Here is a 17,661-nt window from a genome sequence, read left to right as displayed (position 1 = left end):
CTACATGTAGCACGCGCCGCCTCACCTCCTAATCCCCCGTTAAGCTTTGCGTAACCGCCCCTTAAACCGGGAACGCTAGCGTGCGACCCTGTCAGGGTGTGAGCGTTGCGGATGGCGTGGGGACGTAAGAAAGGCGGTGCGCGCAAGGAGCCGCTGTTCGGGCTACCGGCCGCGCTTGCCGATCTCCGGCTGTCACCCTCCGATCGCGTTCCCGGCGGCGCCGACGACAAGCCCGCCAAATCCAAACCCAAGAGCAGCGACAACGGCAGCGGTTCCGGCAGCGAGAAACCGCGCGCCTCGCGCGGCGGCAGCAAGCGGCGCAGCAGGTCGCGCGGCTTTGGCATCGGCCGCCTGTTCTATTGGACCGCCGTGCTCGGCCTGTGGGCCGGCATTGCGATGATCGGTGTCGTGGTGTGGGTCGGCGCGCATCTGCCGCCGATCCAATCCCTGGAAATTCCAAAGCGTCCGCCGACGATCCAGATCGTCGGCATCGACGGCAGCGTGCTGGCGCAGCGCGGCGAAATGGCCGGCGCCAACATCGCGCTGAAGGACCTGCCGCCCTATCTGCCGAAGGCCTTCATCGCCATCGAGGACCGCCGCTTCTATTCGCATTTCGGCGTCGACCCGGTCGGCATTTTGCGCGCGGCCGTCACCAACGTGCTGCATCGCGGCGTCTCGCAGGGCGGCTCGACGCTGACGCAGCAGCTCGCCAAGAACCTCTTCCTGACCCAGGAGCGCACCATGCAGCGCAAGCTGCAGGAGGCCGAGCTCGCGCTGTGGCTGGAACGCAAGCATTCCAAGGACGAGATCCTCGAGCTCTATCTCAACCGCGTCTATTTCGGCTCTGGTGCCTACGGCGTCGAGGCCGCCGCGCAGCGCTATTTCGGCAAGTCGGCGAAGAACGTGACCTTGCCGGAAGCCGCGATGCTCGCGGGCCTCGTCAAGTCGCCGTCGCGGTTGGCGCCGAACCGCAATCCCGAGGGCGCCGAGCAGCGCGCGCAGGTCGTGCTCGCGGCGATGGCCGACGCCAAATTCATCACTGAAGCCCAAGCAAAAGCCTCGATCGGCCAGCCCTCGATCGCGGTGAAGCCGGCCGGCGCCGGGACCGTGAACTATGTCGCCGATTGGATCGGCGAGGTGCTCGACGATCTGGTCGGCCAGATCGACCAGGACATCGTGGTGCAGACCACGATCGATCCGAAGCTGCAGGCCGTCGCCGAAGCCGCCGTGATCGACGAGCTTGCCGCCAAGAGCGTGAAGTTCAATGTCAGCCAGGGCGCGCTGGTGGCGATGACGCCCGAAGGCGCGGTGCGTGCCATGGTCGGCGGCCGGAACTATTCCGAGAGCCAGTACAATCGCGCCGTGACCGCGAAGCGGCAGCCGGGCTCGTCGTTCAAGCCGTTCGTCTATCTCACCGCTGTCGAGGCCGGGCTGACGCCGGACACGATCCGCACCGACGCGCCGCTCGATATCAAGGGCTGGAAGCCGGAGAACTACACCCACGAATATTTCGGCTCGGTGACGTTGACCCAGGCGCTGGCGATGTCGCTGAACACGGTGGCGGTGCGGCTCGCCGTCGAGGTCGGGCCTAAGAACGTGGTGCGCACCGCGCACCGGCTTGGCATCTCCTCCAAGTTGGAACCCAATGTGTCGATCGCGCTCGGCACCTCGGAAGTGTCCGTGCTCGAGCTGGTCGGCGCCTATGCGCCGTTCGCCAATGGCGGCTACGCCGCGTCGCCGCATGTGGTGACCAGGATCAAGACCAGCTCCGGCAAGCTGCTGTATGACCGCCCGGCGGATCCGCCCAACCAGGTGATCGAGCCGCGCTATGACGCGATGATGAACGCCATGATGCGCGAGACGCTGATCTCCGGTACCGCGCGCAAGGCGGAGATCCCCGGCTGGACCGCGGCCGGCAAGACCGGCACCAGTCAGGATTATCGCGACGCCTGGTTCATCGGCTACACCGCCAAGCTGGTCACCGGCGTCTGGCTCGGCAATGACGACAACTCGCCGACCAAAAAGGCGACCGGCGGCGGGCTGCCGGTAGAAGTGTGGACCCGCTTCATGAAGGCCGCGCATCAAGGCGTGCCGGTCGCGGCGATCCCGAACTCGCAAGGCAGCTGGGCCCCGGCGAACCTGATGCAGATCTCCTCGCAGATATCAGCGCCTTCGGGGCCGGCGGCACCGCTGCAGATTCAACCGCCGATGCAGGCGCCACCGCCCGCGCCACCCCCGTCCGGCGGCTATTATCGCCAGCCACCGCCGATGCCGGCCCGCGCCCCAGCGCCGCCGCCGAACCCGAACGCGCGGCCGGAGGCTGCGGCGGGGCTCGATGGCTGGCTGGCGGATCGGTTGTTTCGGTAGATCGACTGCGCCTGGTTTCGTAGCCCGGATGAAGCGAAGCGAAATCCGGGACCAGTCGCGCCATCGGTGAAAGCTGCCCGGATTACGCTTACGCTCCATCCGGGCTACGTTCCGCGCCTGCATTCACGCTCAGACCGTCATCCCCCGCGAATGCGGGGGACCCTGTACGTCGCGGCTTATCGGCTGAATACAAATGCCTCTGGAATACTGGATCGCGCGCTTTCGCGGGCGATGGCAGCAGAGGACGGGGCGAAGAGTCCGCCTACTCCTGAATCCCGTAGCGGTGCAGGTCGTTGCCGTGGGTGTCGAGCCAGTTCTTGGCGCGCGTGACCGACGCGCAGACCCTGTCGACCACCCGCCAGAACCGCGCCGAGTGGTTCATCTCGACGAGATGGGCTACTTCATGCGCGGCGAGATAATCGAGCACGAAGGGCGGCGCCAGGATCAACCGCCACGAGAACGACAGCGAACCCGCCGAGGTGCACGAGCCCCAGCGGCTGGACTGGTCGCGGATCGAGATCCGCCGCACCCGTACACCGAGTTCCGCTGCGTGAAGTGCAGCCGCCTTCTGCAGGTCCTTGCGCGCCTCGCGCTTGAGGAAGTCGTGCACCCGGCGGTCCATGTGCTCGACGCCGCCGGCGACGCAAAGGATCTTCTCGCCGCTGTCGCGCGTCTCGGTCCAGACCGTGCCGCGTTCGCCCGAGCGATGCACCAGCCGGTGCGGCACGCCGCGGAGCGGCACCACGGTGCCGGGCTGGAACGGCGCGGCCTTCGGCAAACGGCCGAGACGGGCGGCGATCCAGCCGCCATGAATGTTGGCGAACTCCTTCGCCTCCACGATCGTGCCGCGTGGCGGCATGGTCAGGATCGCTTCGCGGTCAGTCGGATGTATCCTGAGGGTGTAGCGGCGCGCGCGCCTGTGCCGGCGCAGCCTGACGGTGAAGAACTGGGAGCCGTGTCTGACCAATACGGTCGCGGGTTCGGCAGGCCGCCGATAGAGGAGCGCGCGAGTAGCCATTTCTGAGAGTCCGGGGAGCAGGAGTTCGCCCGAACTTTGCCATATCCGCCGCCAGGGAAAGCGCTCGGCGCAAAAACAAATCATTTGCCCAATATACAGGGGCTGGCCGTTAATTGACCTCTACAGGCTGGGGTCGGAACCGGTATTTTTGCGATGAATCAGAGTCGCAAAAAAGGCCCAAGGAATGAAAATAAATTCATCACTTAAGCCTTCGCTGATTTGAGATTCTTTTAGTTAAATCAGTGACTTGCGCGACCGCAGCAATCACGGCCGGGGTGATACCTATTCGGCCGCGGCAACCAGCGAAAGCCGGGTATTGGCCGCCGAAACCATGAAATCGGAGATCCGAGGCACGATTTCGGAGCGGAAACGCGAGCCGTTGAACACGCCGTAGTGGCCGACGCCCTTCTGCACATAGTGCACGCGGCGATGGTTCGGAATCGCGGTGCAGAGCGCGTGCGTTGCCTCGGTCTGACCGAGACCGGAGATGTCGTCCTTCTCGCCTTCGACCGTCATCAGCGCGACGCGGCGGATCTTCGACGGATCGACCGGCTTGCCGCGATGGGTCATCTCGCCCTTCGGCAGCGCATGCTTGACGAACACGAGGTCGACGGTCTGCAGGTAATACTCGGCAGTGAGGTCCATCACCGCGAGATATTCGTCATAGAATTCACGGTGCTTGTCGACGAGATCGCCGTCACCCTTCACCAGATTGGCGAACAGCGCCTTGTGCGCGTCCATGTGCCGATCCAGGTTCATGCTGATGAAGCCGTTGAGCTGCAGGAAGCCCGGATAGACGTCGCGCATCACACCCGGATGCGGGAACGGCACCTTGGTGATGACATTGTTGCGGAACCATTCGATACCGCGCTCCGCAGCCAGGTCGTTGACCGCGGTCGGATTGCGCCTGGTGTCGATCGGACCACCCATCAGCGTCATCGACAGCGGCACGAACGGGTCGTGATTCGCCTCCATTACGGAGACCGCCGCAACCACCGGCACCGAGGGCTGGCACACCGCGATGACATGCATGTTGCCGCCGAGCGCATGCAGCATCTCGATCACGTAATCGACATAGTCATCGAGATCGAACCGGCCTTCCGCGAGCGGCACCATGCGCGCGTCGGCCCAGTCGGTGATGTAGACTTCATGCGTCGGCAGGAACGCTTCGACCGTGCCGCGCAGCAGCGTCGCATAGTGGCCCGACATCGGCGCCACGATCAGCACCCGCGGCTGCGGCGCGCGCAACGGGCGCGTCAGCTTGCGATCGAAATGCAGCAGGCGGCAGAACGGCCTTTCCCAGACCGTGCGAACCTCGACCGCGGTGCGGATACCGTTGACCTCGGTGGTCGGCAGGTTCCAATCCGGCTTGCCGTAGCGGCGCGTGGTGCGCTCGAACAACTCACAGCCGGCGGCGATCGACTTGCCGAACTCGGTGTGCGTCCACGGATTGAGCGGGTTCTGAAACAGGATCTTGGTGGCGTCCGTCACGGCGCGTACCGGATTGAGCGACGCATGCGCCATCTCATACATCCAGTATAGCGGCGTCGTGAGTGCCGGGCTGCCTTCCGCCGCTAGTGGCGGGGCACCGCCAAATTCACCGATGGGCATAGTATTTTCAGACCCCTGTTTTGCGCCGCAGCAGAATGACCGCTGCGTAACAATGCGTCAATGCGCTGCGAGCCGAATCTGGGGCCGATATCGGGCTAAAACACCGAGAATCCACGTGAAAGTGACATTTATTCACCACCCGCGAGCAGCGATCCGTTGCGCTTGGCGCTCTGCAAAAGGGCAAGGAAGACCGCAAAAGAGGCAACGAACAGGATGGCATTGATGGCCAGCGCCCAGGCCATCAGGTCGGCGCGGAAGACGTGGTCGATCAGCAGCGACCGCATGCCTTCGAACACATAGGTCGGCGGCAGCGTCCAGGCGACATATTGCAGCCAAGTGGGCAGCACCTCGACCGGATAGTAGATGCAGGCGAGTGGCATCACCGCGAACATCAGCGTCCAGACGATGCTTTCCGCCCCTAACCCGTTGCGCAGCACGAGGCCCGAGGCGAATACGCCGACCGACCAGCTGGTGAAGATCAGGTTGCAGAAGAACGCGATCAGCGGCAGCCCGATGGCGTAGAAGTTGAAGCCGAAAAAGAACAGCGCCAGCAGCGTCATCGGGATCACGCCGATGGCGAGCCGGATCAGGCTCATGATCATCAGCGAGAGCAGGAATTCGATCGGCTTCAGCGGGCTCATCATCAGGTTGCCGAGATTGCGCGCCCACATCTCTTCCAGGAACGAGATCGAGAAGCCGAGCTGGCCGCGAAACAGGATATCCCACAGGATCACGGCGCCGATCAGCGTGCCGCCCGCCCTGGCGAAGAAGCCGGACGCCTGCGAGATGTAGTTCTGCAGGAAACCCCAGGTGATGATCTGCAAGGCCGGCCAGTAAACCAATTCCAGCAGCCGCGGCCACGACGACATCAGCAAATACCAATAGCGCAGCACCATCGCATTGATGCGTTGCAGTGAAATGCCGCGCGGCTGATGGCTGACGATCTCGCTCATGGTGTCCCCTCTGGCGCGCCCTCCCGGAGGCGACCGCGCGCCACGTCGAGAAACACCTCTTCCAGCGTGTCGCGGTTGTAGCGCGCCATGATCGCCTCGGGGCTGTCGTCGTCCTCGATCTTGCCGCGCTTCATGATGATGACGCGGTCACAGAGGCGCTCGACCTCCAGCATGTTGTGCGAGGCCAGCAGGATGGTCGCGTTGTGGGTCTTGCGGTAGGTCTCGAGATGCTGCCGCACCCAGTCGGCGGTATCCGGGTCGAGCGATGCGGTCGGCTCGTCGAGCAGCAACAGATCCGGCTCGTTGATCAGCGCCTTGGCCAGCGCGACGCGGGTCTTCTGCCCGGCGGAGAGCTTGCCGTTGGAGCGGTCCAAGAATTCCTTGAGATCGAGATCGGCGGCGAGCTGGTCGATCCGCTCGCGCAGATGTTTCACGGCATAAAGTCGCCCGAAGATGGTCAGGTTCTGCCGCACCGTGAGCCGCATCGGCATGTCGACATAGGGGCTCTCGAAATTCATCCGGCCCAGCACCTCGTAGCGCTGTTCCGGAATTTTTGCGCCCAGCACCGCGACGCTGCCCGAGGTCGGCAGCACCAGCCCCATGATCATCGCGATCGTCGTGGTCTTGCCGGCGCCGTTGCCGCCGAGCAGGCCGGTGATGCTGCCGCGCGCGATGCGGAAGGAAATGTCGTCGACCGCGCGGGTGGCCTTGTAGACCTTGACCAGATGCGCAACGTCGATCGCGGCCGATCCGCCCTGATCGGCCGCGGGCGCGTGTCCCTGACCCGTCCCGCTCTGTTGCATATGGCCGTCATTGAGCCATTGCGACAATAAGCGCAAGGCTTGCCTCGCGTGCTTGCGCTAAGTCGCGAATTTGTGCGCCGCCCACGGCACAGCTAAGGTCCCTGACATGACCGACGTCGCTTCCGATTTCCGCCAACCTCGCCGCTACGTCCGCCTGGATACGATCCTGCGGCTGCGCTGGCTTGCCGCGCTCGGCCAGCTCGTCGCGATCTTTATCGTGGCCCAGGGACTGGAGTTCGACGTTCCGATCGTCCCCTGCGTCATCATCGTGGCGTTCTCGGCGCTGCTCAATCTGGCGCTGCAGATCGCGTTCAACCCGATGCAGCGGCTGGAGCCGGCCTATGCCGCGGCCCTGCTCGCCATCAACATCGTCGAGCTTGGCGGCCTGCTATACTTCACCGGCGGATTGCAGAACCCGTTCTCGTTCCTGTTCCTGGCGCCGGTGCTGATCTCGGCCACGGTGCTGCCGATCCGGCTGACAATCGCGCTCGGCTGCCTTGCAGTCGCCTGCGCCTCGGCGCTGTTCTTCTACCATCTGCCGCTGCCCTGGGATGGCGACGATCCGCTGGTGCTGCCGCCGATCTATCTGGTCGGCGTCTGGCTCTCGATCCTGCTCGCGATCGGTGTCACCAGCCTTTACGCATTCCAGGTGACCGAGGAGGCCCGCCAGCTCTCCGATGCGCTCGCCGCGACCGAGCTGGTGCTGACGCGCGAGCAACATCTGACCCAGCTCGACGGTCTCGCCGCCGCCGCCGCGCACGAGCTCGGCACGCCACTGTCGACGATCTTCCTGATCTCGCGCGAGCTCGAGAAGACGGTGCATGATCCAGCGATCGCCGGCGACCTCAAGACGGTGCGCGAACAGGCGCAGCGCTGCCGCGACATCCTGAGCAAGATTGCGCAATTGTCATCGAGCGGCGCGCCGTTCGACACCATGAAGCTGTCGACCCTGATCGAGGAGGCGGTGGCGCCGCATCGCGATTTCGGCATCAACATCAAGGTGCGGCTTGCTGTCGCAGCAACGCGCGAACCGGTCGCGGCGCGCAATCCCGCGATCCTTTACGGCGTCGGAAACATTCTGGAAAATGCGGTCGATTTCGCGCACCAGACCGTCGAGGTGAACGCGTGGTGGAACGCCGAAACCATCGAGATCGTCGTCTCCGACGACGGCCCGGGCATCGCACCTGACATGCTGAAGCGGATCGGCGAGCCGTATTTGTCGCGCCGCCGGGGCGCAGATGAGGCCCAAAACGCCCGTGGCGGCCTGGGCTTGGGCGTTTTCATCGCAAGAACGCTGCTGGAGCGCACCGGAGCCAAGGTGTCGTTTACCAATCGGCCGTTCCCCGATCACGGCGCCGTGGTGCAGATCGTCTGGCCCCGCGAGCGCTTCGAGGAAGCCGCACTGGCGACGAAGCCGAATCCTGAGAAAGGTTCTTAATCGCACCTCCTGGCATACCGGATGCAGCGCTCTTTCCAGAGCTGCACGCGACTTTCGGCTGCCTTGGCAGCGCCGCAGTAGGCCCCCATATATTGGATGTCTGCCACAGGGAAAAATGGATCGTGAACGCCATCGCTGAACTGAATGACCATGCCGACCGCTCGCTCCTCATTGTCGAGGACGACAAGCCGTTCCTGGAACGCCTGTCGCGCGCGATGGAGACGCGCGGGTTCGCAGTGAAGTCATGCGACACGGTGTCTGATGGTCTCGCCGAGATCGGCCGCGCCGCGCCCGCTTTCGCGGTCGTCGACCTCCGCCTCGGCGACGGCAACGGCCTCGACGTCGTCTCGGCGTTGAAGCGCAAGCGTCCCGAGGCGCGCGCGATCGTTCTCACCGGCTACGGCAACATCGCGACCGCCGTCACCGCGGTGAAGATGGGCGCCGTCGACTATCTCTCGAAGCCTGCCGACGCCGATGACGTCGTTGCTGCGTTGCTTGCGACCGGCACCGAGAAGTCCGAGCTGCCGGCCAATCCGATGTCGGCGGACCGGGTGCGCTGGGAGCACATCCAGCGCATCTACGAGATGTGCAACCGCAACGTCTCGGAGACCGCGCGCCGCCTCAACATGCACCGCCGGACCCTGCAGCGCATCCTCGCCAAGCGCGCGCCGCGCTAAGCGGCATTGATATTGTTTTGCGATGGCCGGGTTACTGCCCGGCCATTTGCTTTTGCGGGATGGATGGAGCGGAGCGAGACGGCTTCGCTCCAGCCATCCTACGGAACCGCGCTTCTAAAATTCGTGCCCCTGCGGATCGACCAGGCGATTGATCCGCTGCGCCGCCGCCATCGCAAACCGCACCGTCATCGCCTTGCGGGTGGCCGCAGGCAGGCGATGCTCCGGCGCCTCGCAATGCAGATGCGCCCCGTAGGCGTCGGCGATGATCAGGCCGGTGTCGGCGGGGAAGATCTCGCATGGCAGATCCTGCGTGAAGGCGAAGAACAGCCGGTCGCAATGCATCCGGTAGTCTTGCCATTTCTGGTCGGCGCGCAGATCCTCGAGCGATGACTTGATCTCGACGATCCAGATCTCGCCGCGTTCGTTGAGCGCGACCAGATCGGCGCGGCGGCCCGGACGGCAGAGGCAATTCGCTGATACAGGAGAATCCCAGCGATCTCAAAAGCCGCGCGGTGCCGCGCGCGATCGCAAGCGCGGTCTCCGACTGGCGTCGGTCGAGCGCGGGCACGAGCGCGATCTGGCGGGCGGGTGACTCCATTCAACGAGATTAGCCGATTCCGCGCGAGCATGATCCGGAAAAGTGGAGCCGGCGCGACAAATACGTCGCCGACCACCGCAGGAGCGCGCCGAAGGCATCATCGTTCGACCGCGTGGTCGAGGATACGCTGCACGGCTCATGGTGTCGGCTCATGGTGTCGGCCTGCACCTTGCAGGACGACACTTCGGGCAGGAACCCGTTGCCGCCTCGCCGCTTATCTCCGAACCGCCACGGCGGACCGGAGAGGATAGCCTCGTGATCGACGACCTCTGGTACAAGAATGGCGTGATCTACTGCCTGTCTGTAGGCACCTATATGGATGCCAATGGCGATGGCATTGGCGATTTCAGCGGCCTGCTGCGGCGTCTGGATTATCTGGATGGGCTGGGCATCACCACGATCTGGCTGATGCCATTTCAGACTTCGCCCAACAGGGACGGCGGCTACGACATCTCGGACTATTACGGCGTCGATCCGCGCTACGGCACGCTGGGCGATTTCGTCGAGTTCACTCATGGCTGCCAGCAACGCGGCATCCGCGTGATCATCGACCTCGTCGTCAATCACACCTCGGATGAGCACGCCTGGTTCAAATCCGCACGGAGCTCAAAGGACTCGCCCTTTCGCAACTGGTACGTCTGGTCGGACAAGAAGCCGGCCAACGCCAACACGGGCATGGTGTTTCCCGGCGTTCAGAAATCGACCTGGACGCGCGACAAGCAGGCAGGCGCCTGGTATTTCCATCGCTTCTACGATTTCCAGCCGGACCTCAACACATCGAATCCGCACGTGCAGGCCGAGATCCTCAAGATCATGGGGTTCTGGATTCAGCTCGGCGTCTCCGGCTTCCGCATGGACGCCGTGCCCTTCGTGATCGCGACCAAGGGCGCATCGGTCCGCAAGCCGGTCGAGCAATACGACATGCTGCGATCGTTCCGCGAATTCCTGCAATGGCGCCAGGGCAACGCGATCATCCTCGCCGAGGCCAATGTACTGCCCGAGACCGACATGGAGTATTTCGGGCGCGACGGCGACCGCATGCAGATGATGTTCAATTTTCACGTCAATCAGCATCTGTTCTACGCGCTGGCATCGGCCGATACGAAGCCGCTGGCGAAGGCATTGACGGCGACCAAGCCACGGCCTCCAACGGCGCAATGGGGCCTGTTCCTGCGCAACCACGACGAGCTCGACCTCGGCCGCCTCACCAAGGCGCAGCGCGAGACAGTGTTCAAGGCGTTCGGTCCCGAGAAGAGCATGCAGCTCTATGGCCGCGGCATTCGTCGACGCCTCGCGCCCATGCTGGGCGGCGACCGGCGGCGCCTGGAGCTCGCCTACAGTCTGATGTGCACGCTGCCCGGCACGCCCGTGATCCGCTACGGCGATGAACTCGGCATGGGTGACAATCTCGATCTGCCCGAGCGCACTTGCGCGCGCACGCCGATGCAATGGTCGACCGAGCCGCATGGCGGCTTTACCGAGAGCGATCGGCCATGTGTGCCCGTGATCGACCAAGGTCCGTATGGCTATGAACACGTCAACGCCGCCAAGCAGCGACGCGACCCGAATTCGATGCTGAACTGGACCGAACGCATCATTCGCATGCGCAAGGAAGTCCCCGAGATCGGCTGGGGGGACTTCAAGGTTATCAGCACCCGAAATCCTGCCGTTCTGGTCATTCGTTACGACTGGCGCAACAACTCGGTGCTGTTCGTGCACAATTTCGCGGAGAAGCCGCTCGAGATTTCTTTCGACGTTGGGCTACCCGACGACGCCGGCAATCTCCTGGTCAACCTGCTGACCGAGGATCACAGCCGCGGCGGCGATGGCCGTCACAAGCTTCTGATCGAGGCCTACGGCTATCGCTGGTACCGGGTCGGCGGGCTCGACTACCTGCTCAAGCGCAGCGATATCGATACCAAGACGCCCCGCACATCCCGCTAATCATCCTGGTGCGGACCGAGGATCACGCCCTCATTGCCGCGCAGGTCGAGCACGCCTTCGATCTTCTCGCCCTGCCGGTCCATGGAGGTCGAGAGCAGCACCTCGTTGCTGAATCCGATGGCGCTGGAGGAGACCGACGCGGGCGCCGCGCCGAAATTCAGCGCAATTACGACGACGCCCTCGGCGCTGCGCCGCCGGTAGAGCAGGACATCGCCGTGCGCCGCTGCCGGCTCGTAGCTGCCATGGACGAGCTGCGGCAGCTTTCGCCGCAGCGCGATCAGCGCCTTGTAGAAATTGAGGATCGACGCCCGGTCCGCCTCGAGGCTCGCGACATTGTCGCGGGCGAAATCCTGCGCCAGCGGCAGCCACGGCCGCGCGGTCGAGAAACCGGCATAGCGCTCGGCGCTCCATTGCATCGGGGTGCGGCAGCCGTCGCGGCCGACGCCAATGCCAGGCACGTTCTTCTCGAAGGGATCGCGCACCTCGTGCGGCGCGATCGCAACCTGACGCATGCCGACCTCGTCGCCGTAATACAGCGTCGGGGTGCCGCGCAGCGTCAGCAGCAGCATCGCCGCGACCGGCGCCTGCGCAGGTCCGACCCGGCTCGCCACCCGCGGCCGGTCGTGATTGCCGAGCACCCAGTTCGGCCACGCCCCCGGCGGCAGCGCCTTCTCATAGTCGGCGATGATCTGCTCGACCGCGCGCGCACTCCACAAGGTCGACAGCAGCGCGAAATTGAACGGCATCTGCGCGCCGCGCAGATCATTGCCGTAATAGGCGACCAGCCGGTGCAGCGGCAGGTAGATTTCGCCGATCAGCACGCGGTTGTCGAACTCCTCGGTGACGCGGCGCATCTCGGTGATCACGGCGTGCACTTCGAGCTGATCGGTCGAATATTGCGTCAGCACCTTCTCGTGCGGCGGCCGGCCCTCGCGATAATGCGGGTTCGGCGGATTGTCGCGGAATTCGGCATCCTTGATCAGGTGCCAGATCACGTCGACGCGAAAACCGTCGACGCCCTTGCGTAGCCAGAATCGCATCACATCGTAGATCGCGTCCCTGACCTCGCGATTGCGCCAGTTGAGATCGGGCTGCTGCGCGAGGAAGGCGTGATAGTAGTATTGGCCGGAGGCCTCGTCATACGTCCAGGCGCTGCCGCCGAACTCCGACAGCCAGTTGTTGGGTGGACCGCCATCCGGCGCCGGATCGCGCCAGATGTACCAGTCGCGCTTCGGGTTATCGCGCAAGCTCTTCGCCTCGATGAACCAAGGATGCTGATCCGATGTATGGTTCGGCACCAGATCTAGGATCAGCTTGAGGCCGGAATCGTGCGCGGCCGCGACCAGCGCGTCGAAATCCTCCATCGTCCCGAACAGCGGATCGATGCCGGTGTAGTCGGAGATGTCGTAACCGAAATCGGCCATCGGCGAGGTGAAGATCGGCGACAGCCAGACCGCGTCGACGCCAAGTCGCCTCAGATAAGGCAGCCGCGCGATGATCCCCCTGATATCGCCGACGCCATCGCCGTCGCTATCCCCGAACGAGCGCGGATAGACCTGATAGAAGATGCCGCGCCGCCACCAGTCCCTGTCGTCCTGGTCCATCCATTCCCCCTCGCTCGTCGCCCCCGTGTCCCCGGGGTTGTCCGCAAGTTCAGGGATGACGCATAATTCAGGACGGAAAGATGGCGGCGTAGCGCGGTAGCCCGGATGGAGCGAAGCGCAATCCGGGGACCACTGGCACAACTGGCGAGATTCCCGGATTTCGCTTCGCTCGATCCAGGCTACGAGCAAGCCTAATGCCGGGCCACCGCCAGCTGATAAATGGTGATCAGCACCTCGAACAGGATCAGGAAGACAATGATCAGCTCGAGCCGCAGCGAGCGGCTGGTGTCGATGATGTCGGTCAGCACCTGCGCGGTCTCGGCGACGACTGCGAGCTTGCGGTTCAGCGATTCCGCACGCTCTTTCAACTCGTACTCGTCCTCGAGCCGGGCATAGAGGCGTTCGAGGTGCGGCTTGTCCCAGAGGATGTCGGGCTTCTCCGACACCTCGACCGGGCCGGCCACACGATGCCGCACCAACAGCGCGTTGCCGATGTGCTTGAGGATCGCAACGCGGCCGCCACGGACCTGGCCGCCCTTGGCGAGCTCGCGCGCCAACGGCTCGGTGGTGTCGAACACCGCCCGGACCTCACGCTCATGCCGCGCCAGCACTACGCTCTTGGCCAGCGCTTCGCCGACCAGGATCAGCCGCTCCGGCGACAGGCTTTGCAGATAGATCGGACCGCCCGGCGGAATCTGGTCTTCCTTCTCGGCGGCGAGCTCGATGATTGCGATCTCCTCCTCGCGCCGCGTGAACAGACCGGTCATGCGCGACTGCAGGCTGCGCAGGAATTCATCTTCCTCCAGCGCATTGAGGCCGATCAGGACCACGACGCCATAGCGGAACAGGATCGCCACACCGTTGTCATTGACGCGAAACGCCAACGGCGTCGTGGCCAGCACGTCGCCGCGTTCGAGGCCGGACGTGTTGATGCGGTCCGCGACGAAGAAGGCGCGGGCGGTGGTCCGGGGTCCGCCGAGCGGTGAATTAGGGGCCTGGGTCATGAAGTTCCGGACTGCGAGGACTTAATCGGGATCGAGAGCAACTGCATGCCAGCCTGCTCACGAACCTGTTCGGCTGGAGGTGACCTTATCACGGTCCGTTTTGGGATCACACGCCGGGGCAAGCGCATTTGGCGTGTGTGTTGACGGCATTTCCCGGTAGCCTATGGTGCCCCCATGAACGAGACAACCGACACCAAACCAAAGGCCGGCGCGATCATCGTGCCGGTGACGCTGTTCGAGCAGAACTGCACCATCATCTGGGACGAGCCGACCAAGAAGGCCGTGGTGATCGACCCCGGCGGGGACGTCGCGAAGATCCAGGCCGCGATCAAGCAGACCGGCGTGACAGTCGAGAAGATCTGGCTGACCCACGGCCATATCGACCATGTCGGCGGCGCCGCCGAACTGCGCGATGCGCTACAGGTCAAGATCGAGGGCCCGCATATCGCGGACAAATACCTGCTCGATAACGTGGTCTCGAGCGGCGAGCGCTTCGGCATGACCGGGGTGCGCAATTTTGGACCGGATCGCTGGCTCGACGAGGGCGATCAGGTCTCGATCGGCGACCTCACCTTCGATATCCTGCACTGCCCCGGCCACTCACCGGGCAGCGTGGTGTTCTTCAACAAGGAGCTGCGCTTCGCCCATGTCGGCGACGTGCTGTTCGCCGGCTCGGTCGGGCGCACCGACCTGCCCGGCGGCAGCCATCCGGAACTGATCAAGTCGATCAAGGAGAAGCTGCTGCCGCTCGGCGACGACGTCGGCTTCATCTGCGGCCACGGCGCCGGATCAAGCATCGGCCAGGAGCGGATGACGAACCCGTTCCTCACCGGCGAGATGTAGTTACTTCATCAGGCCTGCGGCGGTCAGCGCCCGCGTGATGACGCCGCCAACGTCGACACCCTTGCTCCGTCGCTTGCGCGGCCGGTCGCTCTTGCGGCCGGATGCGACCTCGGGCGCTTCGGCAGGCACCGGGATCGTCATCGAGATCGTATCGGCGCGCTCGCGCGGGACTCCGGTCGGCGCGATATGTGGCTGACGGACCTTGTCGGTCAGGCCGAAGAAGCTCGCGATGTGATACGACGAGGAAATCCCGGCCTCGATCAGGAACGCCCCCTCCACGCCATAGCGCTCGTCATTGTCGGCCAGCCCGAGCGGCGTGCCATGCGCCATGTCGGTGATGGAGAACGATTCGACCAGCGTTTCGCCGTCGGCGTTCCACCAGACCTCGCGGGGATGGCCGTCGACATCCGCCTTCGACATTGCGGTCAGCGGCAAGCCGTGAACGTCGAGCCACTGCCGTACGATCGCATCGGCATTGCCTGGATGCACGGTGCGGTCGGCGCTGCCGTGCCACACCGAGATCTTCGGCCATGCGCCGTCATGCGTAGACGCGTTGCGGACCAGACCACCGAGCTCGGGCGCGGACAGTGCGCTCGCATGCATCATGGCATTGAGCGCCTCGCGCAGATCAGTGGCGACGCCGAACGGCAGGCCGGCGATGATGGCGCCGGCCGCGAACACATCCGGATAGGTCGCGAGCATGACCGAGGCCATCGCGCCACCGGCGGACAGTCCAGTCACATAGATGCGGCGCGGATCGATCTGATGCGCGCCGACCATCTGCGCGATCATCTGCCGGATCGAACAGGCTTCGCCCTGCCCGCGCGCGATGTCCTGCGGATTGAACCAGTTGAAACAAGTGTTGCCGTTATTGATCGCCTGCTGCTCGGGCATCAGCAGCGCAAAGCCGTAATGCTTCGCCAATGTCGACCAGCCGGCGCCGAGATCATAGGACGCAGCCGTCTGGCCGCAGCCATGCAGCACCACGACGAGCGCAGGCGACCGCGCCAGTTGCGCGGGCACGGACGAGAACATCTTCAGATCGCCGGGATTGACGCCGAATTCGGTCGTCTCGACGAGCGGCGTCGGCACGGCCGGCGCAAGCGCACTGAGGCCGTTGAACGCGTTCATCTTTGGCAGATGACGCAAGAATTCGACGTTGTTGACCAGGGACAACAGCAACTCCTGAGGTGATTCATTCTTCTGTGTCACCCGATCAGATAATTGCTGCACTGCAAAATGAAAAGACCGTGCGCTGTCTTTCCCTGCGGAAATGTGAGAATCGGCGTTAACGTGTGATCGCGCCACGGGCTGGCCGAGATAGTTGCCTTAGCACCTTGTTCGGGCACCAACTTTTCGAAAGTCTGCGCCAGATCACGCGGATCTATGCGCGCGCACGTCGCATCCATGACAGAAATGCGGCTGAAATAATGATCGACAGCACAAACAATGCGCATGCCGCAAACAGCGCCAGACGCGCAGATGCCGCAGTCTCGACGGCGAAGAACACTGCGCCGATCGCGGCAACGCCGGCCGCGTTGCCTATCTGCGTCGTCGTGCCGTACATGCCGGAGCCGGCACCGGCACTTGCAGGCTTCACGCTCGACAGCACCGCGCTCGACAGCGGCGCCATCACCAGACCCTGGCCGTAGCCGAAGATGACGAGCACCAGTGCGAGCAGCGGCGCCGACGGTGATGCGATCGCCTGAACCGTCACGACCAGCACGGCGAGCCCGACGATCTGCAGCGCGCAGCCCTCGATCAGCACCAGCGTGCCGCGATGCCTCGCGCGCACGCCGCTGTGGCGCGAGGCGATCACGAAGGTCAGCGCCAGCGGCACGAACACCAGCCCGGCCTCCAGCGGCGCGATCCGCAAGCCCTTCTGCATGAACATGGTCATGACCAGGTAGAAGGACAGATTGGCGAAGAAGAAGAAAAACACCGCAACCAGGCCGCGCATGAAGGCGCGATCGGACAGCAGCGACAGATCGATCAGCGGCATGCCGCCGCCGCGGGCGACGCTGCGCTCGAAGCGCACGAAGGCGGCAATGATCGCAACACCTACCGCCATCACCAGCCAGACCCATGCCGTCCAGTCGAGATCGTGACCGAACAGCAGCGGCCCGATCAGGCACAGCAGGCCCGCAAACAGCACGATGGCGCCGGGAAGATCGAGCCGCGTGCCGGATCGGCGCGGCACCGTCGGCATGATCTTCAGCGCGGCAGCGATGATGATGACGCCGAACGGCACGTTGACGAAGAACACCGCGCGCCAGCCGAGGCCGGCGAGATCGAGCGCCACCAGCACGCCGCCAAGCATGAAGCCGGCCGCGCCGGCGAGCCCCAGCACGATGCCGTAGATGCCGAACGCCCGCGCGCGGGCGGCATCGGAGAACAAGAGATGCAGCGTCGCCAAGACCTGCGGCACCATCAGCGCCGCCGTCGCGCCCTGCGCGAGCCGCGCGACGATCAACTCGGGTCCGGACTGCGCCAGACCGCACCACAGCGAGGTCAACGAGAAGCCCGCGACGCCGGCAACGAACACGTTCCTTGTGCCGTAGATATCGCCGAGCCGGCCGCCGGTGACCACCAGCGTCGCGTAAGCGATCAGATAGATCGCGATCACGGCCTCGAGCTGCGCCGGCGTCGCATGCAGCTCCGTCGCAATGGTCGGGATCGCGACGTTGACGATGAAGGCATCCACGCCGAACATGAATTGTGCCGACACCACGATCGCGAGCACCCACCAGCGGCGGGAGGTCTCCGCCCGTGTCGAAACGATCTGGTGCATGCCCGGTCCT

At 64.4% G+C, this 17,661-nt stretch carries 13 protein-coding genes and 1 pseudogene; 5 read left to right on the top strand and 9 right to left on the bottom strand.

What is annotated here, in order from left to right:
• Window positions 1–111: 111 nt before the first annotated feature.
• Window positions 112–2,367, top strand: coding sequence for a transglycosylase domain-containing protein (locus ACVISU_RS22605; protein WP_456708367.1), 2,256 nt, complete (start codon window positions 112–114; stop codon window positions 2,365–2,367).
• Between the two features lie 262 nt (window positions 2,368–2,629).
• On the opposite strand, the gene ACVISU_RS22600 is transcribed toward ACVISU_RS22605, so the two are convergent.
• The 4 genes from ACVISU_RS22600 to ACVISU_RS22585 form a co-directional block, all read right to left on the bottom strand.
• Window positions 2,630–3,469, bottom strand: a complete 840-nt coding sequence (locus tag ACVISU_RS22600; protein ID WP_050402172.1) for a M48 family metallopeptidase — start codon at window positions 3,467–3,469, stop codon at window positions 2,630–2,632.
• Between the two features lie 198 nt (window positions 3,470–3,667).
• The gene (locus ACVISU_RS22595) at window positions 3,668–4,996 is read right to left on the bottom strand and encodes a polyhydroxyalkanoate depolymerase (RefSeq protein ID WP_050402173.1); all 1,329 of its coding nucleotides are present in this window, start codon (window positions 4,994–4,996) and stop codon (window positions 3,668–3,670) included.
• A gap of 128 nt (window positions 4,997–5,124) precedes the next feature.
• Window positions 5,125–5,949, bottom strand: a complete 825-nt coding sequence (locus ACVISU_RS22590; RefSeq protein ID WP_050402174.1) for an ABC transporter permease — start codon at window positions 5,947–5,949, stop codon at window positions 5,125–5,127.
• Window positions 5,946–6,752, bottom strand: a complete 807-nt coding sequence (locus ACVISU_RS22585; RefSeq protein ID WP_050402175.1) for an ABC transporter ATP-binding protein — start codon at window positions 6,750–6,752, stop codon at window positions 5,946–5,948. Before ACVISU_RS22585 ends, ACVISU_RS22590 begins: the two co-directional genes overlap by 4 nt.
• Before the next feature lie 106 nt (window positions 6,753–6,858).
• On the opposite strand from ACVISU_RS22585, the gene ACVISU_RS22580 reads away from it, so the two are divergent.
• Window positions 6,859–8,190 carry an ActS/PrrB/RegB family redox-sensitive histidine kinase gene (locus ACVISU_RS22580; protein WP_456708366.1) on the top strand — a complete coding sequence of 444 codons (1,332 nt, stop codon included), beginning with the start codon at window positions 6,859–6,861 and terminating at the stop codon, window positions 8,188–8,190.
• Window positions 8,191–8,312: 122 nt separating this feature from the next.
• On the top strand, window positions 8,313–8,867 hold the full coding sequence (locus ACVISU_RS22575; protein ID WP_050402177.1) for an ActR/PrrA/RegA family redox response regulator transcription factor: 555 nt from the start codon (window positions 8,313–8,315) through the stop codon (window positions 8,865–8,867).
• A 114-nt stretch (window positions 8,868–8,981) separates the two neighbouring features.
• Here ACVISU_RS22575 and ACVISU_RS22570 read toward each other — a convergent pair.
• Window positions 8,982–9,465: pseudogene (locus ACVISU_RS22570) on the bottom strand (MmcB family DNA repair protein).
• A 255-nt stretch (window positions 9,466–9,720) separates the two neighbouring features.
• Here ACVISU_RS22570 and ACVISU_RS22565 point away from each other — a divergent pair.
• A complete protein-coding gene (locus ACVISU_RS22565) occupies window positions 9,721–11,409 on the top strand; it encodes an alpha-amylase family protein (protein WP_456708365.1) in 1,689 nt (562 codons plus the stop codon).
• On the opposite strand, the gene ACVISU_RS22560 is transcribed toward ACVISU_RS22565, so the two are convergent.
• Together ACVISU_RS22560 and ACVISU_RS22555 are read right to left on the bottom strand one after the other, a co-directional pair.
• Entirely contained in the window at window positions 11,406–13,013 is a 1,608-nt protein-coding gene (locus ACVISU_RS22560) for an alpha-amylase family glycosyl hydrolase (RefSeq protein WP_456708364.1), read from the bottom strand. The genes ACVISU_RS22565 and ACVISU_RS22560 overlap by 4 nt on opposite strands.
• Window positions 13,014–13,204: 191 nt before the next feature.
• Window positions 13,205–14,017 carry an RMD1 family protein gene (locus ACVISU_RS22555; protein ID WP_050402181.1) on the bottom strand — a complete coding sequence of 271 codons (813 nt, stop codon included), beginning with the start codon at window positions 14,015–14,017 and terminating at the stop codon, window positions 13,205–13,207.
• Window positions 14,018–14,191: 174 nt separating this feature from the next.
• Here ACVISU_RS22555 and ACVISU_RS22550 point away from each other — a divergent pair, with 174 nt between their 5' ends.
• On the top strand, window positions 14,192–14,860 hold the full coding sequence (locus ACVISU_RS22550) for an MBL fold metallo-hydrolase (protein ID WP_050402182.1): 669 nt from the start codon (window positions 14,192–14,194) through the stop codon (window positions 14,858–14,860).
• Here the strand turns inward: ACVISU_RS22550 and ACVISU_RS22545 are convergent, their stop codons facing one another.
• Both ACVISU_RS22545 and ACVISU_RS22540 read right to left on the bottom strand, forming a co-directional pair.
• Window positions 14,861–16,036 carry an extracellular catalytic domain type 1 short-chain-length polyhydroxyalkanoate depolymerase gene (locus ACVISU_RS22545; protein WP_456708363.1) on the bottom strand — a complete coding sequence of 392 codons (1,176 nt, stop codon included), beginning with the start codon at window positions 16,034–16,036 and terminating at the stop codon, window positions 14,861–14,863.
• Window positions 16,037–16,244: 208 nt separating this feature from the next.
• Entirely contained in the window at window positions 16,245–17,651 is a 1,407-nt protein-coding gene (locus ACVISU_RS22540; protein ID WP_456708362.1) for an MFS transporter, read from the bottom strand.
• Window positions 17,652–17,661 lie beyond the last annotated feature (10 nt).

This window comes from Bradyrhizobium sp. USDA 4452 (assembly GCF_054063575.1).
The sequence above is the reverse complement of the archived record's forward strand: the minus strand, read 5'-3'. Positions and strand labels throughout refer to the sequence as shown.

What these genes read in the sequence shown, in the direction of transcription:
- ACVISU_RS22605 (WP_456708367.1), top strand. Translation starts at nt 112, where the DNA reads ATGGCGTGGGGACGTAAGAAAGGCGGTGCGCGCAAGGAGCCGCTGTTC.
- ACVISU_RS22600 (WP_050402172.1), bottom strand. Translation starts at nt 3,469, where the DNA reads ATGATTTGTTTTTGCGCCGAGCGCTTTCCCTGGCGGCGGATATGGCAA.
- ACVISU_RS22595 (WP_050402173.1), bottom strand. Translation starts at nt 4,996, where the DNA reads ATGCCCATCGGTGAATTTGGCGGTGCCCCGCCACTAGCGGCGGAAGGC.
- ACVISU_RS22590 (WP_050402174.1), bottom strand. Translation starts at nt 5,949, where the DNA reads ATGAGCGAGATCGTCAGCCATCAGCCGCGCGGCATTTCACTGCAACGC.
- ACVISU_RS22585 (WP_050402175.1), bottom strand. Translation starts at nt 6,752, where the DNA reads ATGCAACAGAGCGGGACGGGTCAGGGACACGCGCCCGCGGCCGATCAG.
- ACVISU_RS22580 (WP_456708366.1), top strand. Translation starts at nt 6,859, where the DNA reads ATGACCGACGTCGCTTCCGATTTCCGCCAACCTCGCCGCTACGTCCGC.
- ACVISU_RS22560 (WP_456708364.1), bottom strand. Translation starts at nt 13,013, where the DNA reads ATGGACCAGGACGACAGGGACTGGTGGCGGCGCGGCATCTTCTATCAG.
- ACVISU_RS22555 (WP_050402181.1), bottom strand. Translation starts at nt 14,017, where the DNA reads ATGACCCAGGCCCCTAATTCACCGCTCGGCGGACCCCGGACCACCGCC.
- ACVISU_RS22550 (WP_050402182.1), top strand. Translation starts at nt 14,192, where the DNA reads ATGAACGAGACAACCGACACCAAACCAAAGGCCGGCGCGATCATCGTG.
- ACVISU_RS22540 (WP_456708362.1), bottom strand. Translation starts at nt 17,651, where the DNA reads ATGCACCAGATCGTTTCGACACGGGCGGAGACCTCCCGCCGCTGGTGG.